This window comes from Winogradskyella undariae (assembly GCF_013285155.1).
GTDB classification, from domain to species: domain Bacteria; phylum Bacteroidota; class Bacteroidia; order Flavobacteriales; family Flavobacteriaceae; genus Winogradskyella; species Winogradskyella undariae.
In genome coordinates this window covers 1-24,747 of the sequence record NZ_JABTEL010000021.1, presented here as the reverse complement: position 1 = coordinate 24,747, position 24,747 = coordinate 1, and the positions used below count along the sequence as shown (strand labels likewise).

29 protein-coding genes are annotated in these 24,747 nt (G+C 28.3%); all 29 read left to right on the top strand.

From position 1 onward, the window contains the following. Window positions 1–102: 102 nt before the first annotated feature. Window positions 103–747: a hypothetical protein gene (locus tag HSX10_RS17520; RefSeq protein WP_173589553.1), complete on the top strand. Its 645-nt coding sequence runs from the start codon at window positions 103–105 to the stop codon at window positions 745–747. Window positions 748–912: 165 nt separating this feature from the next. After that, window positions 913–1,485 (top strand): hypothetical protein, encoded by a 573-nt coding sequence (locus HSX10_RS17515; RefSeq protein WP_173589552.1) that lies wholly within the window; start codon window positions 913–915, stop codon window positions 1,483–1,485. A gap of 207 nt (window positions 1,486–1,692) precedes the next feature. Continuing rightward, window positions 1,693–2,616 carry a hypothetical protein gene (locus HSX10_RS17510; RefSeq protein ID WP_173589551.1) on the top strand — a complete coding sequence of 308 codons (924 nt, stop codon included), beginning with the start codon at window positions 1,693–1,695 and terminating at the stop codon, window positions 2,614–2,616. Between the two features lie 191 nt (window positions 2,617–2,807). Further along, on the top strand, window positions 2,808–3,050 hold the full coding sequence (locus tag HSX10_RS17505) for a hypothetical protein (protein WP_173589550.1): 243 nt from the start codon (window positions 2,808–2,810) through the stop codon (window positions 3,048–3,050). Then, the gene (locus HSX10_RS17500) at window positions 3,041–3,358 is read left to right on the top strand and encodes a type II toxin-antitoxin system RelE/ParE family toxin (RefSeq protein WP_173589549.1); all 318 of its coding nucleotides are present in this window, start codon (window positions 3,041–3,043) and stop codon (window positions 3,356–3,358) included. Before HSX10_RS17505 ends, HSX10_RS17500 begins: the two co-directional genes overlap by 10 nt. 167 nt (window positions 3,359–3,525) lie before the next feature. Then, on the top strand, window positions 3,526–3,978 hold the full coding sequence (locus HSX10_RS17495) for a hypothetical protein (protein ID WP_173589548.1): 453 nt from the start codon (window positions 3,526–3,528) through the stop codon (window positions 3,976–3,978). A gap of 159 nt (window positions 3,979–4,137) precedes the next feature. Next, window positions 4,138–5,259 (top strand): tetratricopeptide repeat protein, encoded by a 1,122-nt coding sequence (locus HSX10_RS17490; protein ID WP_173589547.1) that lies wholly within the window; start codon window positions 4,138–4,140, stop codon window positions 5,257–5,259. Window positions 5,260–5,420: 161 nt separating this feature from the next. Further along, window positions 5,421–5,606, top strand: a complete 186-nt coding sequence (locus tag HSX10_RS17485; RefSeq protein ID WP_173589546.1) for a hypothetical protein — start codon at window positions 5,421–5,423, stop codon at window positions 5,604–5,606. Next, window positions 5,593–6,261, top strand: coding sequence for an SLATT domain-containing protein (locus HSX10_RS17480; protein ID WP_173589545.1), 669 nt, complete (start codon window positions 5,593–5,595; stop codon window positions 6,259–6,261). Before HSX10_RS17485 ends, HSX10_RS17480 begins: the two co-directional genes overlap by 14 nt. A gap of 130 nt (window positions 6,262–6,391) precedes the next feature. After that, window positions 6,392–6,922: a hypothetical protein gene (locus HSX10_RS17475; RefSeq protein ID WP_173589544.1), complete on the top strand. Its 531-nt coding sequence runs from the start codon at window positions 6,392–6,394 to the stop codon at window positions 6,920–6,922. 683 nt (window positions 6,923–7,605) lie between these two features. Continuing rightward, window positions 7,606–7,950 (top strand): hypothetical protein, encoded by a 345-nt coding sequence (locus tag HSX10_RS17470; RefSeq protein WP_173589543.1) that lies wholly within the window; start codon window positions 7,606–7,608, stop codon window positions 7,948–7,950. Window positions 7,951–8,428: 478 nt separating this feature from the next. Continuing rightward, window positions 8,429–9,538 (top strand): hypothetical protein, encoded by a 1,110-nt coding sequence (locus HSX10_RS17465; protein ID WP_173589542.1) that lies wholly within the window; start codon window positions 8,429–8,431, stop codon window positions 9,536–9,538. A gap of 157 nt (window positions 9,539–9,695) precedes the next feature. Further along, window positions 9,696–10,427 (top strand): hypothetical protein, encoded by a 732-nt coding sequence (locus HSX10_RS17460; RefSeq protein WP_173589541.1) that lies wholly within the window; start codon window positions 9,696–9,698, stop codon window positions 10,425–10,427. 224 nt (window positions 10,428–10,651) lie between these two features. Further along, entirely contained in the window at window positions 10,652–11,437 is a 786-nt protein-coding gene (locus tag HSX10_RS17455; protein ID WP_173589540.1) for a hypothetical protein, read from the top strand. A 149-nt stretch (window positions 11,438–11,586) separates the two neighbouring features. Next, a complete protein-coding gene (locus HSX10_RS17450) occupies window positions 11,587–12,336 on the top strand; it encodes an SH3 domain-containing protein (RefSeq protein ID WP_173589539.1) in 750 nt (249 codons plus the stop codon). A 57-nt stretch (window positions 12,337–12,393) separates the two neighbouring features. Further along, window positions 12,394–13,116, top strand: coding sequence for a hypothetical protein (locus HSX10_RS17445; RefSeq protein WP_173589538.1), 723 nt, complete (start codon window positions 12,394–12,396; stop codon window positions 13,114–13,116). A gap of 232 nt (window positions 13,117–13,348) precedes the next feature. Further along, the gene (locus HSX10_RS17440; RefSeq protein ID WP_173589537.1) at window positions 13,349–14,089 is read left to right on the top strand and encodes an SDR family oxidoreductase; all 741 of its coding nucleotides are present in this window, start codon (window positions 13,349–13,351) and stop codon (window positions 14,087–14,089) included. 18 nt (window positions 14,090–14,107) lie between these two features. Then, entirely contained in the window at window positions 14,108–14,584 is a 477-nt protein-coding gene (locus tag HSX10_RS17435) for a DUF1097 domain-containing protein (RefSeq protein ID WP_173589536.1), read from the top strand. 4 nt (window positions 14,585–14,588) lie between these two features. Beyond that, window positions 14,589–15,515 carry a helix-turn-helix domain-containing protein gene (locus HSX10_RS17430; protein WP_173589535.1) on the top strand — a complete coding sequence of 309 codons (927 nt, stop codon included), beginning with the start codon at window positions 14,589–14,591 and terminating at the stop codon, window positions 15,513–15,515. Between the two features lie 397 nt (window positions 15,516–15,912). Then, entirely contained in the window at window positions 15,913–16,344 is a 432-nt protein-coding gene (locus HSX10_RS17425) for a hypothetical protein (RefSeq protein ID WP_173589534.1), read from the top strand. A 132-nt stretch (window positions 16,345–16,476) separates the two neighbouring features. Continuing rightward, window positions 16,477–18,942, top strand: coding sequence for a leucine-rich repeat domain-containing protein (locus tag HSX10_RS17420; RefSeq protein ID WP_173589533.1), 2,466 nt, complete (start codon window positions 16,477–16,479; stop codon window positions 18,940–18,942). Window positions 18,943–19,130: 188 nt separating this feature from the next. Then, complete coding sequence (locus HSX10_RS17415; RefSeq protein ID WP_173589532.1) at window positions 19,131–19,880, top strand: CPBP family intramembrane glutamic endopeptidase; 750 nt, start codon at window positions 19,131–19,133, stop codon at window positions 19,878–19,880. A 193-nt stretch (window positions 19,881–20,073) separates the two neighbouring features. After that, on the top strand, window positions 20,074–20,325 hold the full coding sequence (locus HSX10_RS17410; protein ID WP_042297154.1) for a type II toxin-antitoxin system ParD family antitoxin: 252 nt from the start codon (window positions 20,074–20,076) through the stop codon (window positions 20,323–20,325). Then, complete coding sequence (locus HSX10_RS17405) at window positions 20,318–20,617, top strand: type II toxin-antitoxin system RelE/ParE family toxin (RefSeq protein ID WP_173589531.1); 300 nt, start codon at window positions 20,318–20,320, stop codon at window positions 20,615–20,617. The genes HSX10_RS17410 and HSX10_RS17405 overlap by 8 nt, the downstream gene beginning before the upstream one ends. Window positions 20,618–20,793: 176 nt before the next feature. Then, entirely contained in the window at window positions 20,794–20,952 is a 159-nt protein-coding gene (locus HSX10_RS17400) for a hypothetical protein (RefSeq protein ID WP_173589530.1), read from the top strand. Window positions 20,953–21,334: 382 nt separating this feature from the next. Next, window positions 21,335–22,153, top strand: a complete 819-nt coding sequence (locus HSX10_RS17395; protein ID WP_173589529.1) for a hypothetical protein — start codon at window positions 21,335–21,337, stop codon at window positions 22,151–22,153. Between the two features lie 185 nt (window positions 22,154–22,338). Next, window positions 22,339–23,226 (top strand): carboxypeptidase-like regulatory domain-containing protein, encoded by an 888-nt coding sequence (locus HSX10_RS17390; protein WP_173589528.1) that lies wholly within the window; start codon window positions 22,339–22,341, stop codon window positions 23,224–23,226. 155 nt (window positions 23,227–23,381) lie between these two features. Beyond that, window positions 23,382–23,858 (top strand): SRPBCC family protein, encoded by a 477-nt coding sequence (locus tag HSX10_RS17385; protein ID WP_173589527.1) that lies wholly within the window; start codon window positions 23,382–23,384, stop codon window positions 23,856–23,858. A gap of 198 nt (window positions 23,859–24,056) precedes the next feature. Beyond that, window positions 24,057–24,668 (top strand): DUF2004 domain-containing protein, encoded by a 612-nt coding sequence (locus tag HSX10_RS17380; protein WP_173589526.1) that lies wholly within the window; start codon window positions 24,057–24,059, stop codon window positions 24,666–24,668. Window positions 24,669–24,747 lie beyond the last annotated feature (79 nt).

Sequence of the window (24,747 nt, the reverse complement as noted above, 5' to 3'; positions counted from 1 at the left end):
AAATTCCTGCGGAATTTTCACGGGTTCGTAAAAGTTTGCTAACTTAGTTGCTAAACCACGCAACTAACCATACACAATCACGTTGTAGTGCATTTGAGAAAAATGAGAAATACATTGATAAATCGTACATTTAATACACCTTTAGGAATTATTTCTTGTGATTTAAATTCAAATTATACGTTTATCGAATTACAAAATTCTGGTAGCTATAAAAACGGAACTTATGAAAAATTCAAGACTTCAGCACACGACATTGAGCTAATTGAATTTAAAGTAAAACAGCCATTTTACAACGGAGAAACAATTGCGGATTCAAAATGTTGGATTTGGAGAATCGAGAAAGTAAAAGAAATATCTGAAAACCTTGAAATTAAAGTTTTGATTACGGATTTTCCAAAAAACTCTGAATTTGACTTTGCTTCTGGAGAGAATTTAGATGCTTTCGAAATCACTAATGACAAATGGAAATTACATATTGGAACAGAAGATGGAGAAATATTAAACTATAGAGCTGAAAATAATGACTGGTTTCCAACTCGACTTTTGAATACGAAAAACCATTTGCAAGAAATAACCGAATTAAAAAAGTCCTCTATTCTAACAAATGTCCCTGAATTAAAAATTGGAGAAAAAATTCATTTGCAATATTTAACTGCATTTGACAAACAAAACACCGAAACTATTAACACTTGGGTTGCTGTCGATGAACATAAATCGGAATTGGAAAAATGGATTGGAATAAAATAAAAAACGCACTACAACACCGTATAAAATTAATGGCTAGTTCTCGCCTACTTACGAAAATCCTCGCGGATTTTCTATCTGGTGTTTATTTGCTAAATTAGGTGCTTAAACACGCCACTAATCTTATACATAAACGTTGGCAAACATACCCAAAACGAACTCACATAAATGAACAAAATTGAAAAAATATTAGGTTTTGGATTAATATTCTTGATGATATTAAGACTTATAATCGACTATCCTTATTCTGCTCTTTTAATCACACTTTTTGCATTCATCTTGTCATTAATTTATTGCTTTTTGAGTTTTAAACTTTTGAACATTAATAAAAAAGATTCAACAGAGAAAACAAGTTCACTTAGAGACACTGGAATAATTTTAACTGGAATTACTTTATCTCTTGTTGTTATTGGATTTTTATTTAAATTTTTAAGATGGCCAAATGGAGGTTATATTTTAATGAATGGACTTTTAGGTTTAATTCCGATTTTGATAATTACAATTTTTAAATTATCAAAAGCTAATTCTGAATTTTATAAAAATCTGCTGATTAGAGTATTAATTATTGTTTTTTTTGGAACTTTAATGCTGTTCACGAAAAATGAAACCCTATTGGAAATTCAATATCGAGATTTTCCAGAATATGTTGAGGCTGAAAAAAATCTAATGCAAGACCCAACGAATAAGGAATTGAAACGAATAGCAATCGAAGAACGAAAAAAAATGCATCAGTCGGAATAAAAGTACGATTTGCCAACACCGTGTATAATTAATTGCTTGGTTCTAGCCTACTTGCGAATATTCCCCACATCAGAATCCGATTAATTCCTCGAGCTAACGAGAGAAATAAGATTCTAAAAGTTGGAAAAAATTGATAAATTTGAAAAACATAATTAACTGAATATCAACAACAAAATTTGACATTAGTCGAGATTAGAGCGTCATTCTATGAAAGAAATAAAACAAACAATAAACGTCTTCACTATTATCTACTTTATTTTATTTTGGACGCAAACTAATGCTCAAAATGATTCTATAAATAGTAGTGTATATTATGATTATAGCATTTTACTTAATAAAATAGAAGAGAGTATTCTAAATTCTAATTTAGATTTTATATGGTCAGCTTCTTCAACAAATTTTAAAAATAAATACTCTAAAAACAGAATCAAGTCAATTGTTAAGGAGATAAATAAATATTTTAAAAAAAATGAATATTCGAGTTTTAGTGAATATGGGAATGCAGGAAAAAAAAATAGTCGTAAAAACATAGATGGTATAAATTATTGTGAATACAAATTTGAACACATTCCAACATTTGAGAAAGAAGAAATCAATACTCGTCTTTTCAATATTATATATGCTGATTTACATATTGAATTCTCAATGCGTGAAGATGGTCTTTTGGAATTAGAAATAATTGAGTTTAATAACAAACTAAGATTTGATAAAGATTTCAATATTAATACACATTTAAAAAACTTTCTAAAAAAGGATAGTTCGTATAATGAAAAAATACAATTATTTATAAAGGATAGTGTTTACTTAGTATGTAATGGTTTTTCCAAAGCTAAAAACATTGACTTTAATTTAAAGGACATAAAACAACTAAAAATAACTGATAATAATATTAATATTGACAAAGACCATTATAGCAGAATACTAATTTTTAAAGAAAAAACTGTTGGAGATGGTTTAGGAAACATTAGCCGAACGGGAAATGAATCTATCGAAATTATTTTTACAAATCCCAACACTCTGTTAATTACTGATTCAAATAAATATGGGTTATTCCAGTTAAAAGAAAAATCTATATTAATCGAATATTTAAATAAAAAAATAATAACGTTTGCCAACACCGTGTATAATTAATTGCTTGGTCACTGCCGACTTACGAACATTCCTGCGGAATATTCTATCTGTGATTTATTTGCTAAATTAGTTGCTTAACCACGCAACTAACCATACACAACAACGTTGGCAACAAGCTGTAAAATTCGTGAAATCAAGAAAATTAGAAGTTTAAATTGATAATTTTGTATCTTTGATAAAAAGCTAATAAAATGGATTTACAAACAAGAAAATTGGAACTTATTCAAGAGTTTTTAAAGATTCAAAGTGAAGATGTTATTTCACGACTTGAAAAAATCCTTAGAAAAGAAAACAAGAATTTTGATAATGGTGATTTTAAACCAATGACAATTGAGGAATTTAATTCTCGAATTGACAAATCTATGGAAGATTCAATAAATGGTCGATTAATAGAATCTAGCGAATTAAAAGCCAAGATGGATAAATGGAATTAAAATTATTTTGGACTGATTTTTCTCAAAAAGAACTAGAAAAAATTTATCAATACCATCGAGAAAAAGCAGGAATTCGAATAGCAAAAAAACTCGTTAACGGTATTTATAACGAAACTATAAAATTACAAAGGCAACCGAAAATTGGACAAGCCGAAGAGCTTCTTAAAAATAGAAGTCAAGGGTTTAGATACCTTGTCTATAAAAACTATAAAGTCATTTATTGGATTAACAAGAACGAGAACAGAATTGAAATAAATGATGTTTTTGATACTCGCCAAAACCCAATAAAAATAGAACGAAAAAAATAAAAGCCAGTTGCCAACATCGTGTATAATTAATTGCTTGGTTCTTGCCTACTTACGAAAATACTCTCGTATTTTCTATTCGGTTTTTATTTGCTAACTTACTCGCTTAACCACGCAACTAACCATACACAATCACGTTGTGTGTAATTTGAGCAACCAATTTGAATTGAATGAAAAATCTAATTATTATTGCCCTTTTTGTTTGTTTAATAATTGGATGTTCTGAAAAAAAAGAACAACCTCTGAATCAAAAAATCGAACAATTTCGAGTTTCTGAATGCAGAACTGATTGCGGAATTGATTCAATTGGAGTTTGGACTAATAATATTGAAAATAATTTAAATGTAAAACTCGGTTACATCGTTAATTGTTCTTGGGATAGTGCTTTTTTTAAAAATATTACAGAAACAAACGATACCTTGATTGTTGAACTTGATATGCCTAATGTAAATGGAGAATATCCAATTACGGAATGTGATTGCTTTTTCTTTTTTGAATTTATGATTAAGAATTACAATAAAGAACCAAAAGCTATACGAGTGGCAGAACTTTTTGGGAAAAATAAATTTTGGGACGAAAGAAGAATTCCGGAGATTGAAGAAACAATAATTGAAACTGAATAAAAACTACACACAACACCGTGTATAATTAATTGCTTTGGCAAGTGCTTATTTGGAAAATTCCTTCGGAATTTTCTCGGGTTCGTTTTTGTTTACTAAATTAGTTGCTTAAACACGCAACTAACCATACACAATCACGTTAGCAAAAATATAAAACCAACTATGGGAATCTTCGACTTTCTTAAACCAAAGAAAAATGGTATTGATATTAATACATTCAATTCAAAGCAATATCAAACAGAAATTACAGCATTAGCACAAACACTTTACTTTGAAAACGACCACAACTATAAGATAGTAAAAGCGAAACTGGGTAAGCAAGGGTTAGATGATAATCAATCTAATGTAATCATTGAAAACCTTAAGAAGATTAACTCAAAAATGGTTAATGAATTTCAAGCCGATTTAGATTCTGGAAAAATATCCGAAATTAAAATTCAACCAAACCCTGAACACAAAAAAGGAAATGTTGACAAAGACCAAGTAGATAAATATATTGGATTTGGCGCTTATCAAATGGAAAGAGGAGATTTAGACAACGCTCTTGAACTTTTTAACAAAGCAATTGAACTCGATGATAAAGCTACTTTAGCATACGCTAATAAGGGAACATTATTTGCTAAAAAAGGAGACAACATAAAATCTGTTGAGTTTTACAACAAGGCATTAGAATTTGAGCCAAATCACATTCAAATTCTTGAAAATAAAATGAACAGTATGTATGAAATTATGGCAACTGTAGGAGAAGAAAAATTTATTGATTCTGTTAAAGATGTTTTAAATGCAGACAAAAAAAGCCCAAATGCTCTTATTTATATCATCCAATATCATATAAAGCAAAATGACAGAGAGTTAGCATTAAAAAATTTAAAACACCTTTTTTCAGATTACTATTCTGAACAAATAGCGATACAATTACTACTACAAATATTTAATTCTATTACGGACAAAGAGAAAGCATTTATCGAATTTGACAAATTAGAAAGCGGACTTTCAAATGACGCGAAATATCAAATGAATTATTGCAAAGCTTTATATTTAAAAGGTATTAGAAATTTTGAAGAAGCGATTGAATTATTTAAAAGCCTTAATAAACAACAAGAATTTTCTTGGAATTATTATCAAATTGGAATTATAAAAAATATTCAAAATAAGACCGATGAAAGTATCGAATATTTAAAAAAGACATTTGAACTGGAAAAAGACTTAAAGCAAGATGCTAAACGATATTCAGAACTACAAAATCTTTGGAGTAATCCAGAATTTATTAAAATAACGGAATAAATACTTTTGCTAACACCGTGTATAATTAATTGCTTTTTTCTTCTCTACTTGCGAATATTCCTGCGGAATATTCTCAGGTTCGTAAAAGTTTACTAATTTAGTTGCCAAGCCACGCAACTAAGCATACACAAACACGTTACCACACATTTGAACGAACATTTATGACAGAAAAGCAATATCAAAGAATAGTTGAAAATCAAACAATTTTAGACAAAAAACTTGACGGAATAATTAACGAATTGAAAGTTATAAAAAGCGATGTAAATGTTTCGATAAATAATCAAAAATTACTCGAACAATATGAAATAAATATTACTGAAAGATTAAAAAGGATTGAAAAAAAATAAACCAATATTGGAAAAGAAAAAATCATACAAGGACTATTTAGATAAAACATTCCTTGAAGAACTGAATTATAAAATTTGGTCAACTAAAGGCAGTCGATTTAATGCAAATAAGAGACTTTTAAAAGTAGCTGATTTATCAAACTTATGTTTGAGTATGCTATCTGTTTATCTTATCGCTGTTGGACTTTTATCTGTTTACAACATCTATTCGACTGAAACAATTGATGAAAATTTAATTGCCTATTCAATCACTTGTCTTTCAATATTATTGTTGGTTTTCGGACAAATAGAAAACGCTAAAGATTTTAGCACAAAAGCAAAACAATATCATAATTGCGGACTTGAACTCTCAAGTTTATATAACGATTTAAGAATATTTAAAACTTTAAACGACAAACCGAAACTGAATGAAAAAAAAGAGTTTGCCGAAAAAATATCAAGTAAATATGAAAGAATTTTAGAAAGACACGAAAATCATCAACCAATTGACCATAATATGTTTAAAGCTTCAAAAGCTGAATATCACGAATTGGACAAATTTGATGTATTTAAAATAAAAGCTGATTATTATTTGAAAACGGGATTGATTTATCACGTTCTGATAATTTTTCCACCAATAATTATAATTGGACTTTTAATAAAAAACGTGTGGTAACACCGTATATAATTTATTGCTAGTTCTAGCCTACTTACGAAAATCCTCTCGGATTTTCTATTCGGTTTTTATTTGCTAAATTAGGTGCTTAAACACGCAACAAACCATATACAAACACGTTAGCTACAATATGAACCCAGAAACTGAATTAAAACGAATTTGTGAAAATTATAATGGTGTATTTGAGTACGAAGATTATAAAGTTGGTGGCGAAATTGGTTCATTTGTCCATATTTCTAAATATAGATTAAAAATATTTTATAAAAACTTTGATATAGATGTTTTATATGATTTTGGAAATTCAGATACAGCAGAATTCAAAATTAATAAGTTAAATAATAACAAAATTCCTGAATTTGAAATAAAAACAATTGACCATTTAAGTAAACTGATATTATTTAAGAAACGAAATTGGAATATTAAATCTTCTGATATTTTATTTAAAGAAAATATAGGATACTTAATCACGAAATTAAATTTAAATGAACTTATTGAAAATACGGCTTTTGAACTTAATACATTGGGTAAACAAAAAAATGAGAAATACTCAATCCGAACTGTATTCTCGTTGAAATATGAAAAAAATATTGAAAGCGCAGAATTAATTATTAATTTTCACAGAAGTTTAATTGATTTAATAACAACAAAATACTGTAGCTAACACCGTGTATATTTAATTGCTTCATTGAGCTTACTTGCGAATATTCCTGCGGAATATTCACGGGTTCGTAAAAGTTTGCTAACTTAGTTGCTGAACCACGCAACTAACCATACACAATCACGTTAGCTTTAATGCTGGAGCAAGTTTGCGGTTTGAAAAAAGCCTGGTTTATTTTTCGATTTTTTTTTAGAATTTTAAGTAAGATAAATCAGAAAAACTGTGTGTCGAATTTCAAAAATTTTCGGAATTATCACTCAAATGTGGAATAAAATACAACAGCGGGATTGCTCACTCAAACTCTGAATTGAATTACGCTTGATTTTTTAGCTTGTTTGCGGAATCTAAAACTGAATTGGAAACTCGAAATCTCACGCAATCGGAATTTAGCAAGTTGCGGAATTGCTTACTCTAATCTGAATTTAAATATTGCGGAATTTACTCAAACTTTGAAAACGAAAATTATCGGAAAAACATAAATTCGGAATAAATTACTAAACGGACAAAAAAGCACTAAAAGCTAACAACGTGTATAATTAATTGCTTTTTTTAGATTACTTGCGAATATTCCTGCGGAATATTCACGGGTTCGTAAATGTTTATTAACTTAGTTGCTTAACCACGCAACTAAGTTATACACAAAACCGTTATGCACAAGCTAAAGAAACATCCTGCTAACCTACAAAATGATTGATTTAATAAAAAAATATTCTTTACTACTAATTATTGGAATAACTCTTTCCCGAATTATGGCTGGAATAATTTTAATAATATTTCCAGATTTGTTGACGTCCGAATTACCAGATGGAGGAACATCAACTTTAAGTTCTGATTATTTGAGTGTTGGATTGGATTTTATAATTAATATTGTTTTTATTGTTCTTTTAGCAAAAGATATGAAAACGGAAAAAATAAATTCACCACTCATTTTGATTATGACTTTTTTCTACGCATATATAGGTATTCTTATTTTCTTACTAACCGTTGCAAGCAATAAATTTAGTCGAACTAACATTGAACTGAATGAATAGACTTTTGAAAATTTTAAATAAATACATTATTATTTTAATTCTATGGTCAATTATTGGAATAGTTTGGATTTATATTCAGCCAATTCTTATGCGAAAAGGAATTTTTAGCTCATCCGATTTTGAATCGTACTCATTTATAAATTCGCTACCAACCTACCTTGACTATTTAATTCGTTTGGTCATTGTTTTTTTAATAGCAATTGACTTAAAAAAATATAAATTAAATCACGTCGTGCTGACTTGCGTTGCTACTTTAATTTACCCATTGTTTGGAATTGTAATATTATCGCTTCTATTAATGGAAAAATGGAATAATAAAGCCGGTGCATAACACCGTGTATAATTAATTGCTAGGTCACTGCCGACTTACGAACATTCCTGCGGAATATTCTATCTGTGATTTATTTGCTAACTTTAGTGCTTAAATCACGCAACTAACCATACACAATCACGTTATATGCAATTAAAACTCAAATAAGTGAATATACAATTCCAAGAAATAAAATTAAATCTTAACAAGTATAAATTTTACATTGAAAATAAATATTTAGGCGAAGCTTATGAATTTGGAATAGATGTAAAAGACAAAGAGAAACGCTATAACTTATATCCGGAAAAAGAACATTTAGAGCAAATAATGCACTACAAAATTTCTGAATTCCCAAAAAGTGTTGGAAAAATTCTTTGCCCATTTGAGTTGAGTCTAGATTTTGATAGTTCTTGGATTTTAGCACCTAAATCTGTTGATATTCAAACAAGCAATATTCATTTCGATAAAAAAATAAGTGCAACGATTGAAATTCAAGCTGATATGGATAATTGGCAAAAACCTTATACTCTATCAAGTTTTGCAAAACAATTTAAACATCTTTGTGAGAATTATGAAGATATAACTTTCGTCAGATTTGATTTTAATTTTATTAATAATGGTTTTGGAATTTCATATAATATTGATGATGCTGAATCAACAATCAGTATAATTTATAACAAGTTAGTACGCATTTTTTCCGAAATCACCATTTCAGCAATAAATCACTGTGTGAATGAAATAAAAGAAAATTCATTAACAAGCATCTTTAAATTTCCTGATGAAATTAAAGAGCCTTGTCAACAATACTTAATATACTTTTCAAAGTTTTTAGAAGATTTAGGCATTCAAGCCTCAACATCTATTGAACAAGAAGCCCAAAGTATACTATTTATGGTTACACCTCAAGACCCATCTCAAGCGTTATCGAAAATTAGAGATGCATTAAATATTTATTTAAAACTTCCTGAAGTTCCAGATTTAGAAAAATACTCATCTGATTTCAATAATATTAGCGTTCATCAATTAGTTTCAAATATTTATCATTTAAAATCTCAACTATTATTAAGCCAATCAGTTATTCAAGCAAAAGACGCAACAATCGCTAGTTTAAATTTCACTAACTATCAACAACAATTATTACTATCAAATAGCATAGAAAATGAAAAAAACGAAGAAAAGCTATTAAATAATGTTGTGACTATTAAAGAATTAGATGGTAAAGGTTTTAGCATAAATCTTCCCGAACTATTTAGAATGCTTAAACGAAAATTTAAATAACTGCATATAACACCGTGTATAATTAATTGCTTTATTGAGCTTACTTGCGAATATTCCTGCGGAATATTCACAGGTTCGTAAAAGTTTACTAATTTAGTTGCTGAACCACGCAACTAACCATACACAAGCACGTTAGCATACATTTAAAACAAACATTGTGAGTAAGAAAATACAACTTTTATTTTTAATTATTTTTTTGCCTTTTATAGCATTTGCGGAATATAATGGACATCAAATTAAGTTTTCCATTGACTTTAAAGATGGAAGTAAAATTATTGGATATAACTATTTAGCAACTGTTTATCAAAAAGATAAGTCAATAAGCTACAAAGAGTTTTTAGAAAAGAATTATAAAACTATTTTAAGCAATCAATTCAATGACTTAACAGATGAATATACATATTTTCAGAATAGAATTAAATACAATTACAATGATTATGATGGAAATGAAAGATTCATATATACTTTAACTGACAAAAAAGGAATTGATATAAACTCTATTAAATCATTAAATATAATCGAGCTAACAGACCAATCTTATGCTATTGGAATTTCATCTAAACATAATTGGAAAGACAGATTATGGATGAACGATAAACCAGTAGAAACATTTTATTTCGGAGCTAACTTATGTTCACATACTGTTTATATACATCAGAAAACAAATCAAACAGATTCGATAATCAAACAATTAGAAAAAATATCAATTGAATTTGAAAATAAAATTAAAGAACAAAAAAATATAATAGAGAATTCTAATGGAAGCACAGTTTATGAAGCTAGTGACGAGATTGATAAACTTGAGGAAGAAATTGGAACTGAAATTTCCAAATTATTGCAGAAGTTTGATGAAATGAAAGTTGTAATTTTAACAATGTGTTCGTGCTAAAAAAAAACGTATGCTAACACCGTGTATAATTAATTGCTTTTCCTTGCTTACGTACGAAAATCCCTTCGGATTTTCTATGTCGTGAGTATTTGTTAACTTAGTCGCTTAACCACGCAACTAACCATACACAAACACGTTAGCAACAATGCCCAAAAACGACAATGAGAGAAGTATTTAGTAACAGAGAAATATCTATTATAATCTGGCTCACTATTTTTTTATTGTTGGCTTTTACTAAAAAAGGTGTTTTAAAATCTTTCGGTCATTTAATTAAAACTTTTTTTCAACAGAAAATAATTGACATAGTTCTATTAATGATAATTTATGTCGAGTTAATTGTTCTCGGACTTACTTTAATCGGATTTTGGGAATTACCTCTTTTAAAAGACACAATTCTTTGGACTGTATTTGTTGGTTTCCTTTTGTTAATGAAAATGAGTAAAATTAATTCAAAAAATGGATATCTGAATTCTATTCTTAAAGACAGTTTGAAAGGAATTATAATAATTGAATTTATCGCCAATTTTTATAATTTCTCATTACTCGTTGAATTAATTCTAATTCCTATTATGACATTTGTTGGAGTTTCCCAAGTTTTCACTCAAAACAAACCAGAATACAAACCTGTCGAAAAGTTATTTAACGGAATTACGTCTCTATTTGGAATTGTCGTACTTACTTATACAATTTATAGAATATCTCGAGAATTTAGAGAATTTGCGAACTTACTTACTTTGAAAAGTTTTTTAAATCCAATAATTCTGACTTTTCTTTTTATTCCTTTTCTATATTTAGTTTCCCTTTGGTCTCTTTACGAAAATGTGATTTTAACATTAAGTCGACGCCTCAAAAAGAAAAACCACAAACGATATCTGAAAAAGAAGATGTTTAGACATTTTTTATTTAATAGAACTAAACTAAAGGAATTTCATAAAGAAATGAGATTTGAAGCAATAATGAATAAAGAAGATATTAATCGGATTTTAAAAACATATAATGAAAAAGAATAAAGCACAGTTGCTAACACCGTGTATAATTAATTGCTTTGTTCTTCCCTACTTGCGAATATTCCTGCGGAATATTCACAGGTTCGTGAAAGTTTACTAAATTAGTTGCTTAACCACGCAACTAACCATACACAAAACCGTTGGCAATAATTATGAAAAACATAACTTACATATTAATCACATTAGTGTTTTTGTCTTGCCAAGGTCAAAATAAAGATGTACAAAAAACAATAATTAAGAATTCAAACTCTAAATCAGAAGAAAATCTGAATAATATAAAAGTATTATTTTCAGCATATACAACAGCGGAAAAGGGACTCAATTATCGTAAAGAACCGAGTATGGATTCTGATATTCTTGGCAAGTTCGATTACGGAACTAAAGTCGATGTTGTTGATGATATTAATCGCTCATTATTTTGGATTGATGATTTAGAACGTGGAAGTTTATACGGAAAATGGGTTGGAATCAAAAAGGATTCTTCTATTGTCTATGTTTTTGATGCTTACTTATATAAATCTTCGTCAGAAATTGAAAAGCACATTAAATTGGTTAATGAAAAACTCGAAGTTATATATAATGAGTCACGAAATATTGATTCTAATCAAAAGTTGATAATTGAAAAACATATTCAAACTTCAAATCATTTAGCAGATTATGTGATAATAAAACTTATACAGAAAGAAAAAACGATTTTTGACCACAAAATTAATTATCTTTTAAAAGAGTATTACACTTTAACTAAAACCGATGATAAAATTCCAACCTATAATTATTTAACAATTTTTGATGAATGTCCAAGTAGAGAATACAAACAAACATTTACCATCAAAGGAAATAAAATCCTGAAAATAAGTGATGAATATTTTGAAGCGGATGAAGAAGTGCAAAAGCATAATTAAATAATTATAAATCATTTTTTTTATTCCACTATTCTTTTATTAATCGAAAAGCCAAAAATGAAAATCTTATTAAAAAAAACATTAATTATCATTACAATTATAGCATTGATGATTTTTGGATTAACTTATGTCAGATATGGACAATCACAAAAATATTACAGCCAAGATGGACAATATAGTGTCTATTCCAAAAGAAGTATTACAGGCATATCTCATTTTAATATGCCAGGAGATGGAGATACTGGAGGAGGAACCATTTATCTCTATGATGAAATAGAAAAAAAAGTAATTTCTCGATTTGAATCCTCTTGGATAAGGTCAGATATGGAAATGTGTGAATTCAGCAATTATGATGGTGGTATTTTTAGTTGTAAAGCAGAATTTCGGTTTAATCTTCCAAGACCTCTTAAAAAGATAGCGCCTAAAAGAATAGATAAAAACATAAAATCCGGATATAATATTAACGTAAATACGGATTTTAAAACGGCACAAAAGACAATGCATTTTTCTAAATCTTCATTAAATGATTGGTTTATATATAATGTGCGAATTCCAGATAGAAATCTTCTTATTACAACATCAATTCTTGTTGAAGAAAAAGAAACTGCTATTTTAAATATAACTTTGGATAGTATTTTAAAAATTACTATTAGAGGGAATACAGTTCGATATTATAGTGAACCAAAAAAAAATGATATAGATTTCGCTGTAAAATTAACAAAACACGACATTGAAAAATTATTTAAAGAACAAGTTTATAAACAAATTGAAAATAAATAACTATTGCCAACACCGTGTATAATTAATTGCTTTGGCAAGTGCTTATTTGGAAAATTCCTTCGGAATTTTCTCTGGCAAGTATTTGTTTACTAAATTAGTTGCTTAACCACGCAACTAACCATACACAATCACGTTGGCAGTAATATAACAAAAGGACAAGTAAAACACAGATTTGGAAAAGTTTTAAGAGTAAAGATATCTCAACTTTGTATTAAATATAAAACAAAGAATTATGAGTAATCTAAAAGGAAAAATTGCGATAGTAACAGGTTCATCAAGAGGTATAGGAGCTGAAATAGCCAAAACACTAGGCAAAAACGGAGCTAAAATAGTAATCAACTACACAACAAATAAAGATTCAGCAGAAAGAGTTGTTAACGAAATTATTCAAAATGGCTCTGAAGCAATCAGTATACAGGCTGATGTCAGCCTTCAAAAAGATGTAAGTCGTTTATTTGACGAAACAATTAATCATTTTGGCAAGATTGATATTCTAGTAAACAACGCTGGAGTAATGCTTAACTCTTTAATTAAAGATACTACAGACGATTTGTTTGACAAACAAATAAATATTAATGTAAAAGGAGTGTTCAATACATTTCGGGAAGCATCAACCAAGTTAGCTGATAACGGAAGTATCATCAATCTTTCATCTACAGTTACACGTACTATTTTTCCAACATACGGCATTTATTCCGCATCTAAAATAGCAGTAGAACAGATGAGTAAAGTATTTGCTAAAGAAATAGGTAACAGAGGTATTAACGTAAACTGTGTATTACCTGGACCAACAAGTACCGAATTATTTTTAAAAGGAAAGTCGGAAGAATTAATATTACAACTCGCAAATAATAATGCATTTAAGCGATTAGGAACTCCAAGTGATATTGCAAAAGTAGTTGCCTTTTTAGCTAGTGATGAAGCAAAATGGATTTCAGCTCAAAATATTGGCGCTAACGGAGCTATGGCATAACTTAAAAACAAAACTATTATGAAACAATTTTTAACAGCCATAACAATGGGTGCTTTGGGTGCATTAGCCGTTTTTATATCATTTTCATTCCATTGGCCAACTTGGATACTCTTTATTGCTTGGCTAAGCTATTATATATTTGGTAAATCTTTAAAATCTGCTTTGTATACATTAACACCTATTACATCAGGAATATTTATGGGTATTTCAATACAAATATTAGGAGGTTTTCTCAGTAAATATCTTGGGGCTATTGGTTTTCCTATAGCAGTATTTATATTTATTACATCATTAACTTATTTAGCAAAAATTAAATTATTAAATAATATTCCAGCTTGGTTTATTGGATTAATTATTTTCTTTGGTATTCATCCAGCTATAGAATTTAAACCAATATTAAGTTTATTTATTCCTATAATTGTTGGATTTTTGTTTGCCTTTTTAAACGACATAACAGCAGATAGAATTCAAAAAAATAAATCAGTTTTAATATAGTAATATGGCAAACCTAAAAAACTTCTCAAACATTAAGGATTACCATAATTTTGCTAATCTTAGCGCTCCTAAACATCCCTTAATTAGTTTAATAGACTATAGTGAAGTTAAATATCCTGAAGACATTAAAGAATTAAAGTTTGTACAGGAATATTATACTATTGGTTTAAAACGAAATGTTCCTTACAAATTTTTTTATGGTCAACAAGAATATGATTTTGATGAGGGAGTAATGACTTTTATTTCTCCGAATCAAGTTTTGAATATGGAAAACAATCCAAATGTTAATTTGAATAAAGAATTGAAACCTTCAGGTTGGTTGCTTTGTATTCATCCAGATTTTTTATGGAATACTTCTTTATCAAAACGAATTAAATCGTACGATTTTTTTGGATACGTTATCAATGAAGCATTATTCCTTTCTGAAAAAGAAGAATTGATGATGATTGATATTTTAAAAAACATTGAAAAAGAATACCAAGCTAATATTGACAAGTTTAGTCAGAAAATCATAGTTTCACAATTAGAACTATTATTAAATTATGCCGAACGATTTTATGAACGACAATTTATTACTCGAAATAAATCAAATCATCAACTTTTAGAGCGCGTTGAAAATTTATTATCAAACTATTTTAATCAAGGTGATTTAATTGAGCTTGGTTTACCCACTGTTGAATATATTTCAAATGAACTTAATCTTTCTTCAAATTATTTAAGTAGTATGCTTAAATCTTTAACAGGAATGAGTACGCAACAACACATTCACAATAAACTGATTGATAAAGCAAAGGAACAATTATCTATAACTCAATCTCCTATTAGTGAAATTGCATATAAATTAGGCTTTGAATATCCTTCCTCATTCAACAAACTGTTTAAGAGTAAAACTGAAATGTCACCTTTGGAATTCAGGAAAAATTTTAATTAGAAAAAAATACTACTGCCAACAATGTATAAAAAACATAGGGCGTTTGTGCTAACTCCAAAGTTCCGTGTTTGTTTATAAAGTCCGCTAAATATAAAATTTGGCATTAAGTAGAAAATTAAAAGCAAAATATTTATATTTAGCTAAGTAATAAACCGAAACAAAAGTGCTTATGAACTGCCCTACGTTTCTTATACTAACCGTTGGCAATAATATAACAGACGAACAAAAAAATGAACAAATTGAATAAAACTGAAATTCTGACAAATCTATTGTAGACAGCATTCGGAATAATTGGCGGAATAAGTTATTATTCAAAATCGGAATATTTAATTTGCGGAATTATGTCTTTAATCGGAGTTTTATTCGCATACAAACTGATTAAATCAATAGCGGGAAAATGAAAAAAATACACTTTGGAAATTTGAATAAAAAGGGTCGTTGGATTTTATTACCTCTGATTTTAATTGGGTTATTTCTAATAATTAATGGAGCCTTTGATTTTATTGAATTTGTAAATCCTAAAATAAATAAATATTTGAACGCAATCGGATATCTAATAGTTTTCGGATTTAGTACTCAAATGTTCTGGTATCAGAATTATGTTCAGTGGAATAAAAGAGGAATCTTAATCAGAATAAAATCGTTCTTTGGGAAAAACATAAATTTCAAAGAAATAAAATCATCTGAATTGAATGACAAAAAGTTGATTATAACAGAAACGTATGGAAATAAAATTGAGATTGATTTAAGTCATATATTAGAATCTGACATTGAAAAATTAATGGATATAATAAATAAAAATACTATTGCCAACACCGTGTATAATTAATTGCTAGGTTCTTGCCTACTTGTGAATATTCCTGCGGAATATTCACGGGTTCGTAAAAGTTTGCTATTTTAGTTGCTTAACCACGCAACTAACCATACACAAACACGTTACCTGCAAGCAATACAAACTGAAATGAATAAAAAATATTACAGAACGTATTACATTTTAATTTTGGTGATTCTTTTTGGCTGTAGTTCAAATTTTGAAACTGTTGATGAAAAACAAGACATTGAAAAACAAATTGAATTAATACCTACTTCTCAATCTTTGAAATTGACAAATAATATGGATTTAACTAAGACTTATGATTCTATATTAGAAATAAAAATAGGTTTTGGGTTTAGAAAAATTTATAATTTATCAAAGTCTTATTCTGTATTCCCAAATATTATTCATATTGATATTGATTTTTCTTCTGAGCAATTATCGGAAAATAAAGAAAGAAGTAGTATCATAAAAGAACTATTATTTTTAGATTTTACATCCTATAAGAACTTAAAAGCAATTACCATAACATGTTTTGATAAAGAGTTTTTGGAGGTTTTAGTAAAAAAAATGGCTGAACTTCCAAAAATTGAATTATTAACACTTAACTTAAATCCTAGTTCTCATTTATTTTGGGATAAAGAGAATAAGGTTACAGAATTATATGCACTACCAGATGATTTTTGCTTATTAAAAATTAACACATTAAAAATTACAGGTAAAAGAAGTAATTTCGCGAATCCTTATCAGTTATTTTCTTATACAATTCCTTTTTATACAAGTATAACACTACCAGATTGTTTTACAAATGAGTTACAAGTCTCTAGAATTATTTACGAACAGGACATTCCAGAAAAATTAAAAGAAAAAGATTTTAAACAATTCAGATTACATAAAAAGAATAAAACAAGTATAGATTCATCTATTGTAATCAATCAAAAGGGGTTTTACGAATTAAAAACTAAGCAAACTAAGACTTTACATGCAAAAGAAACTAATCAATTAACTCATAATAAAGTAGTTGAATCTATAGATAGATATACAGCTTTTATACAGCAACTATTAAAAGTGAAATCTGCTGAAGAAATAATTTTAATGAATGCTTTTGTTGATAGTATACCAAATTCTATAGGAGAATTGAAAAAACTAAAGGAACTGTCTATTCTTAATGGAGAAGTGAGTTATTTTCCAAAAAGTATTAGGTCTTTAAATGAATTGGAAACTATAAAAATTTTAAATAATAGTACAGATGTGTATTTCGATAAAGAAGTTTATGGACTTAAAAAGCTTAAAAATATAGCCATTATAAATACAGGCTTATCTAATGGATTTCCGGATTTTTTAGAAGCAGAAAAAATAGAGAAACTAATTTTTTTGGATAAAAATACGGTAGATAAAATGCCTAGTTTTTTAAATAATCAACAATCTTTAAAAACGTTAATTTGGCGTTATACTAATATAGATAAAGTATTAGACGGATTAAACAATATAACTCCCAATGTTGTAAATATCGATAATAATAAGGTTACACAAATCGATAATATTTTAAACATGGCAGAGAAGGCTTCTTACTTCTCTTATGATATAAATAACATATCTTTTGAGAAAAGAGAAGCATATAATAGCCGTATATATCCTAGTGGTCTTTTACAAGAATCAGCTAACCTTAAAAAAAAGATTGATGCTTTATATGAGATTAGAGCGATTCCATTTGTTATTAAAGAAAATATTTATATTAGAGAATATTCTGGGAAACAGAACACTGTAATTAATAAGTTTAATCGAATAAATGAGTATACACCAGTAAGGCGTAGTGATTTAAAAAAAGATAAGCTATTCAAAGCTATTAAAAATGAAGAGCGTTACGGTACAGTATCATTTAAAGTTGGAGCAGAAGGTTATAAAGTGTTTTCAGAGAAAGAGCTAAAAGAACTTGAAAGTTATTTTGATTTAATAGAGGAGTATAAATTAGAGCCATTACATATTTTTAAATACAATAATTATAACGGTCATGATAGTTTAGAAAGCATACCTATAGAAGAATTTACTACAAAAAATGTTGAAAAAATGGGTTCTTATATAGCAAATTACAACGGATACGAATACCTAGACTATAGTAATAGAAGCGTGAAAGGAAACTTTGATTATGGTAAATTAAGACATTTAAGAAAAGCTTCAGTAGCTAATCAAGAAGAGCTTAAAAATATTGCAAAAGTAAAAGGGCTTCGTTTTCTCGAAATTAAAAATATTGAAAAAATTAAGAATATTCCTGAATGTTTTTGTGAGTTAAAGGAGTTAGATTCTATATACGTAAGAGATTCTAAAAGAGATAAATTTAAAAACGAATATGTAGATATACGTGATGAGATTTTGGGAAGCAAATCTATTCAATCTCTAGAAAGTTTTAGAAAAAAAGTAGAACAGGTAGAAGACTTTACTCAAGCAGAAAAAAAAGAAATAATAAAAGAATTTATAGAAAGTGAAGCATTAAGAAAAGAAATGAAAGTTTTTCGAGACAGGACTTTATTTGAATATAAGCATATAAAAATTCCTGATTGCATGAAGGAAATGAAATTTAAACAAGTAACTTACTCTGGAATGGTAGAAAAATAATTAATCAAAAATGCCAGCAGGTAACACCGTGTATAATTAATTGCTTCATTGAGCTTACTTGCGAATATTCCTGCGGAATATTCACGGGTTCGTAAAAGTTTACTAATTTAGTTGCTAAACCACGCAACTAACCATACACAAACACGTTACCTGCAAGTTGAAAAAACCGAACCGAATCCAAATCAAATATGAGTAAAAGACTTTATCTGAATTTATTTTTGAGTTTACTCATTTTACTAATAGGTTATTATTTTTCTTCTGGACTTAACGACTTTTGGACAAGTAGAATTATTAATATTTTGTCAATTGTTTTAGCTGGATTTTTCCTTATTAAATTTAATCCAAGCTTGCTTCCGAAAAAAGAAAACTCAACTTTCCGAATTATATACCTTTTCCCAATTATTATCGGAATTATTGGACTCTTTTTAGCAACTTATTTTATTCCATTATTAGTTTATAATTTAATGGAATGGCAATGGTCTGACCAAATTAGACCAACGCAGTCTGAATTACCAAGATATTTGATTTTACTAACTCTTTGGGCTTTTTTCGAGGAGATATACTTTCGTAGAATTATATCACAGAAATTATTTAACAAAAAAGGATTTTCTAAAGCAATCTGGGTTTCTGCTTTAATTTTTAGTGTTGCTCACATTTTTTCAGAAAATGGTTTGTTTGGACCTTTTATTGGCGGAATAGTTTTGGGTTATATTTATTTAAAGACAAGAAATATTTGGTTGAGTATTTTAACACATTTAGCTTTTAATCTGACAAGCTTTTTTGTGTCACCAAAGCTAACTGAAAATCTTGCTGATTTTAATTCTTATCAAAAAATATCCCTTATAATAATATTAGGTTTTGGACTGATTTTGACAATGATTTTGATTATAAAAAAACAGACAAATAATAAACAAACGGAATTAAAAACCAGCAGGTAACACCGTGTATAATTAATTGCTGTATTCTTCTCTACTTGCGAAAATTCCTGCGGAATTTTCACGGGTTCGTAAAAGTTTGCTAACTTAGTTGCTTAACCACGCAACTAATCATACACAAACACGTTGTGTGCAATTTGAGGCAAATTTTGCTATTATACCAATTTTTGGTATATTTGAGCTAAATTAGTATCAAATGAACAAAAACACATCAATATCACTCGGAAATTATTTCGACCAATTCGTGCAAAGCCGAATTAGTGAAGGAAGATTTAAAAACGTCAGTGAAGTAATTCGTGCTGGATTGAGACTTTTAGAGGAAGAAGAAAGTAAAGTAATTGCTTTGAAAACTGCAATACAAGAAGGAATTGACAGCGGAATAGCTCACGATTTTGACCCAAAAAAGCATCTTGAATCTCTAAAAGCGAAAAAGCACTCGAATGGCTGAATATAAGTTGACGAACAAAGCTGTTGAGGATTTATCAAAGATTTGGGATTATACCTTTGAGGTTTGGTCGGAAAAACAAGCTGACAAATATTACGATGGACTAATTTCTGATTGTAAAGAAATTGCAGAAAATTCTCATTTAGGAAAAAACTACGAAGGAATATCAAAACAACTTCTCGGAATTAAGGTAAATCGACATATAATTTTTTACAGAACTTTGAATGAAAATTATGTAGAGATAACAAGAATACTGCACGAAAGAATGGACTTAAAGAAAAGAATAGCGGAATAAAAAACTGCACACAACACAGTGTATAATTAATTGCTTTGTTCTTCCCTACTTGCGAATATTCCTGCGGAATATTCACGGGTTCGTAAATGTTTATTAACTTAGTTGCTGAACCACGCAACTAACCATACACAACAACGTTGCCATTCATTGCGGAACGCACTCAAAATCGAAAAAATATGAATAAAATAAGAATTATTGGATTAGTAATATTAGTTATAGGAATTATAATTCAATTCACTTTAGAAAATGATGCGACTGATTTTATTTCTGGTCTTTTAATTGGTGGTGGAATTGGATTAATTATTACTGGCAAAGTTGGTAAATCACCAAAATAATTGAATTTCGGAATTAGAGTAAGTTTGCGGAATTGAAATCTGAATTAAAAATTAAAAACCAAATTGTGTGCGGAATTTAGCAAGTTGCGGAATTGCTCACTCAAACGAATTGAAAAATATTGCGGAATAAAACGCTGACTGAATTTACTCAAACGCTGAAAATCGAAAATCGGCATTTAGAGAAATAATTTGAACTGAAAAAACAACGAAATGGCAACAACGTGTATAATTAATTGCTTTGGCAAGTGCCTATTTGGAAAATTCCTTCGGAATTTTCTCGCGTTCGTTTTTGTTTATTAAATTAGTTGCTTAAACACGCAACTAACCATACACAATCACGTTGCCAGTAATTTGAGAACAGCCAAAACCAAACGACAAACCAATGGAATTTTTTGAAAGTCATTTTAAATCTAACGAAGAACTTATTGGAATGTTGAGTGATGTCGAAAATGAAAATATTGAAAAAAACAAAGAGAATTATTCAATAGTAATAGAATCGTTTAATGATGTTATTTTTAAATTCACTTCTTTGAGTTTAGCACTTTTAGAAAAAGGAAATTTTAAAACAAAAAAACTCTTTTACACAAATGGTTATTTAACTTCAATATCAAATAATTTCCTAACAATTAAGAGCACTTTTTTAAGTGGTTTCCACTTTCAATTACAGAACATTATTAGAAGTCAATTTGAACAATTAAATATTCTTATTTCATTCCTTTATGACAATGATTTTTTTGAAAGATTCACGAAAAAAATAGAGAATAAAGAGGCGATATTTACACCTAAACTAAAAAACTCTGAAAAAATAATTAAGAAGATATTTAGTTCAGAAATCAATATTTCAAATAAGGAATTAGAACTTTTAAATCCTTTATTTAAAGAAACTTATTATAAATTATCAGAAGCAACACACGGAAATTTACAAAGAGCGACTTATCATTCTATGGAACCGAATGGAGAAGATTCAATGACTTTTGCATTAGGCGGAACTCATAAACCGAATGCTGAAATCATAGAGTTTATTTCGGACTTAAATAACTACTCGCAAACCATTTGGCTAATGGTAAAACTTAAACTTGACGAAAAAAATTATTTGAACGGTAATCAATCTAAAAATCATTTGAAAATATCAGAAAAACCTTTTTTCATAGATTATAATGGAAAAAAAGTTGATTACGAACTACTAAATAAAGGGGAATGAAAAATAAAAAACTACTGGCAACACCGTATATAATTTATTGCTAGTTCTAGCCTACTTACGAAAGTCCTCGCGGACTTTCTTGGTCGGTAATTATTTACTAAATTAGTTGCTTAAACCACGCAACAAACCATATACAAACACGTTAGGCAACATTAAAACTCAACCGCAAAAGAAAAACACATAATTTGAAAAAAATCTCATTCATACTTTTTTTAATCAGCATTAACTTACTTAATTCTCAAACAATTAATGGAATCGTAAAAGATTCGACAACTGGAGAAAATATAGCTTTTGCCAATATAGTTTTAAAAAACGGAAAAGGAACCTACTCAAGCGAATTCGGAATATTTGAATTAGAATTGATGAATATCAATACTGATACTTTAAAAATTTCAACTCTTGGTTATGAATCAAAAACACTAACATTTATTGATTTTAAAAATCTAACAAAATTAGAAGTTTTGCTAAATCCAAAAATTGAAAGTTTAGATGAAGTGTTAATATCAAGCAAAAAAATAAAATATAATGACAGAGTAATATTAGGAGAAAAAAAAGAAGGAAACATTAGTGTTACTTCTTTAGTCGGATATGAAACTGCATTATTTATTGATAATCCGAGAAAAATAAAAGGTCAACTAAATAGAATTTATATAGACTTAAAAAAAAGAAAAGATGCGGAATATATCGCAACATTTAATATAAAATTTTATGAACTTGATACTTTAGGCAATAAGCCAGGAAAAGAATTACACAATGAAAATTTTTACGTGAAACCTAAAAATAAAAAATACCGCTTATGGGTTAATGTAAAAGATTTAAAAATACCATTTCCTGAAAACGGAATTTATATCGGAATTGAAATGGTCAACACATATGGGAAAATAAAAAAATACTCTTACTTCGGACCAATGTACAGATATACTCAAAACGAAAATGATAAATCTTTAACTTGGTCAAATTATCATAATTCAGGTTGGAAAAATGGTTCTATCGATTTTAAAAATAAAAAAAAGATGAAAGAAGAGATTTTAAATCCGATGTTTGGAATAGAAGTGCTATTTCCAAAAGAATAAAACGTTGCCTAACACCGTGTATAATTAATTGCTTGGTTCTTGCCTACTTGCGAATATTCCTGCGGAATATTCACGGGTTCGTAAATGTTTGTTAACTTAGTAGCTAAACCACGCAACTAACCATACACAAACACGTTACCATACATACCCAAACAATGCCGAGAATTGAACTTCAAACTGAAATAAAAGCCGATAGAAATATAGTATTTGACCTTTCGCGAAGTATCGATTTACATAAAATTTCGACTGAACACACGAATGAAGAGGCAATCGCTGGAAAAACAAGCGGATTAATCGGAATGAACGAAAGCGTAACGTGGAGAGCAAAACACTTTGGAATTTATCAAAATCTGACTTCCAAAATCACGGAATATGACCGACCAAAATACTTTACGGACGAAATGGTAAAAGGAGCTTTCAAAAAATTCAAACACGAACACCACTTTGCGGAATTGAATGGCGGAACTTTGATGACCGACTTTTTTGATTATCAATCACCTTTTGGAATTGTAGGTAAAATAGCTGACAAGCTGTTTCTCAAAAAATATATGACTGAATTACTAACTGAACGGAATCGAATTGTAAAGCAGTTTGCGGAATCTGAAAGGTGGAAAGAAGTAATAACTGAATAAAGTACGTATGGTAACACCGTGTATAATTAATTGCTTTGGCAAGTGCTTATTTGGAAAATTCCTTCGGAATTTTCTCGCGTTCGTTTTTGTTTACTAAATTAGTTGCTTAAACACGCAACTAACCATACACAAAACCGTTAGCTATAATTTAAATAAAGAATGCTCTATTCAATAACTTAACGCAACAAATCTAAAATATTGAATTTTTTCAAAAAAAAGAAAATAGAAAAAGAACAAATTACCAAAAGGTACTATGATTTACCTTACATAGGCAAATTTGATATTTTAAACATAAAAGAAAACTACTGGTCAATTTCTGAATTTGACAAAAAGAAATTTATTATTGAGATAAATTTTCGAAGTAAGTTAATAACTGAACGTACTTTAACTAGGATTATTTCTACCCTACAAAACATAGATAAACAAGATAAAATAAATAGAGAAAATTTAAAAAACTCATTAATTGATAATAATTCTACAATTAAAAATTTTATTGACTTTCATATTGATTTGATAGAAGATACTCATTTATTGAATCTTATCAATTCAGACAAACAAAATGTCTCTGTACAATTAGAACTTATAAAAGACTTGAGATTAGTACAATTAAGACTATTTCCATTTATAAAGGGGAAAAATGATTTTCCTGAACTGGTTGATTATGCTGTTTATGATTATGTCTTTGAGTTTGAAGATGGAAATATTTCTAATCAAGTCATAGTTGTAAATACTGATAATAAAGGAACTATAACAAGTTTTTATAATACTTGGGATGATAAGATATGTGAATTAATTAATAAAAAACTATAGCTAACAAAGTACTGTGGTAAAAAACAAGTAAAAACTTATTAATTTATTGCTAAAGTACTTCTGTAATTATTATCATAGG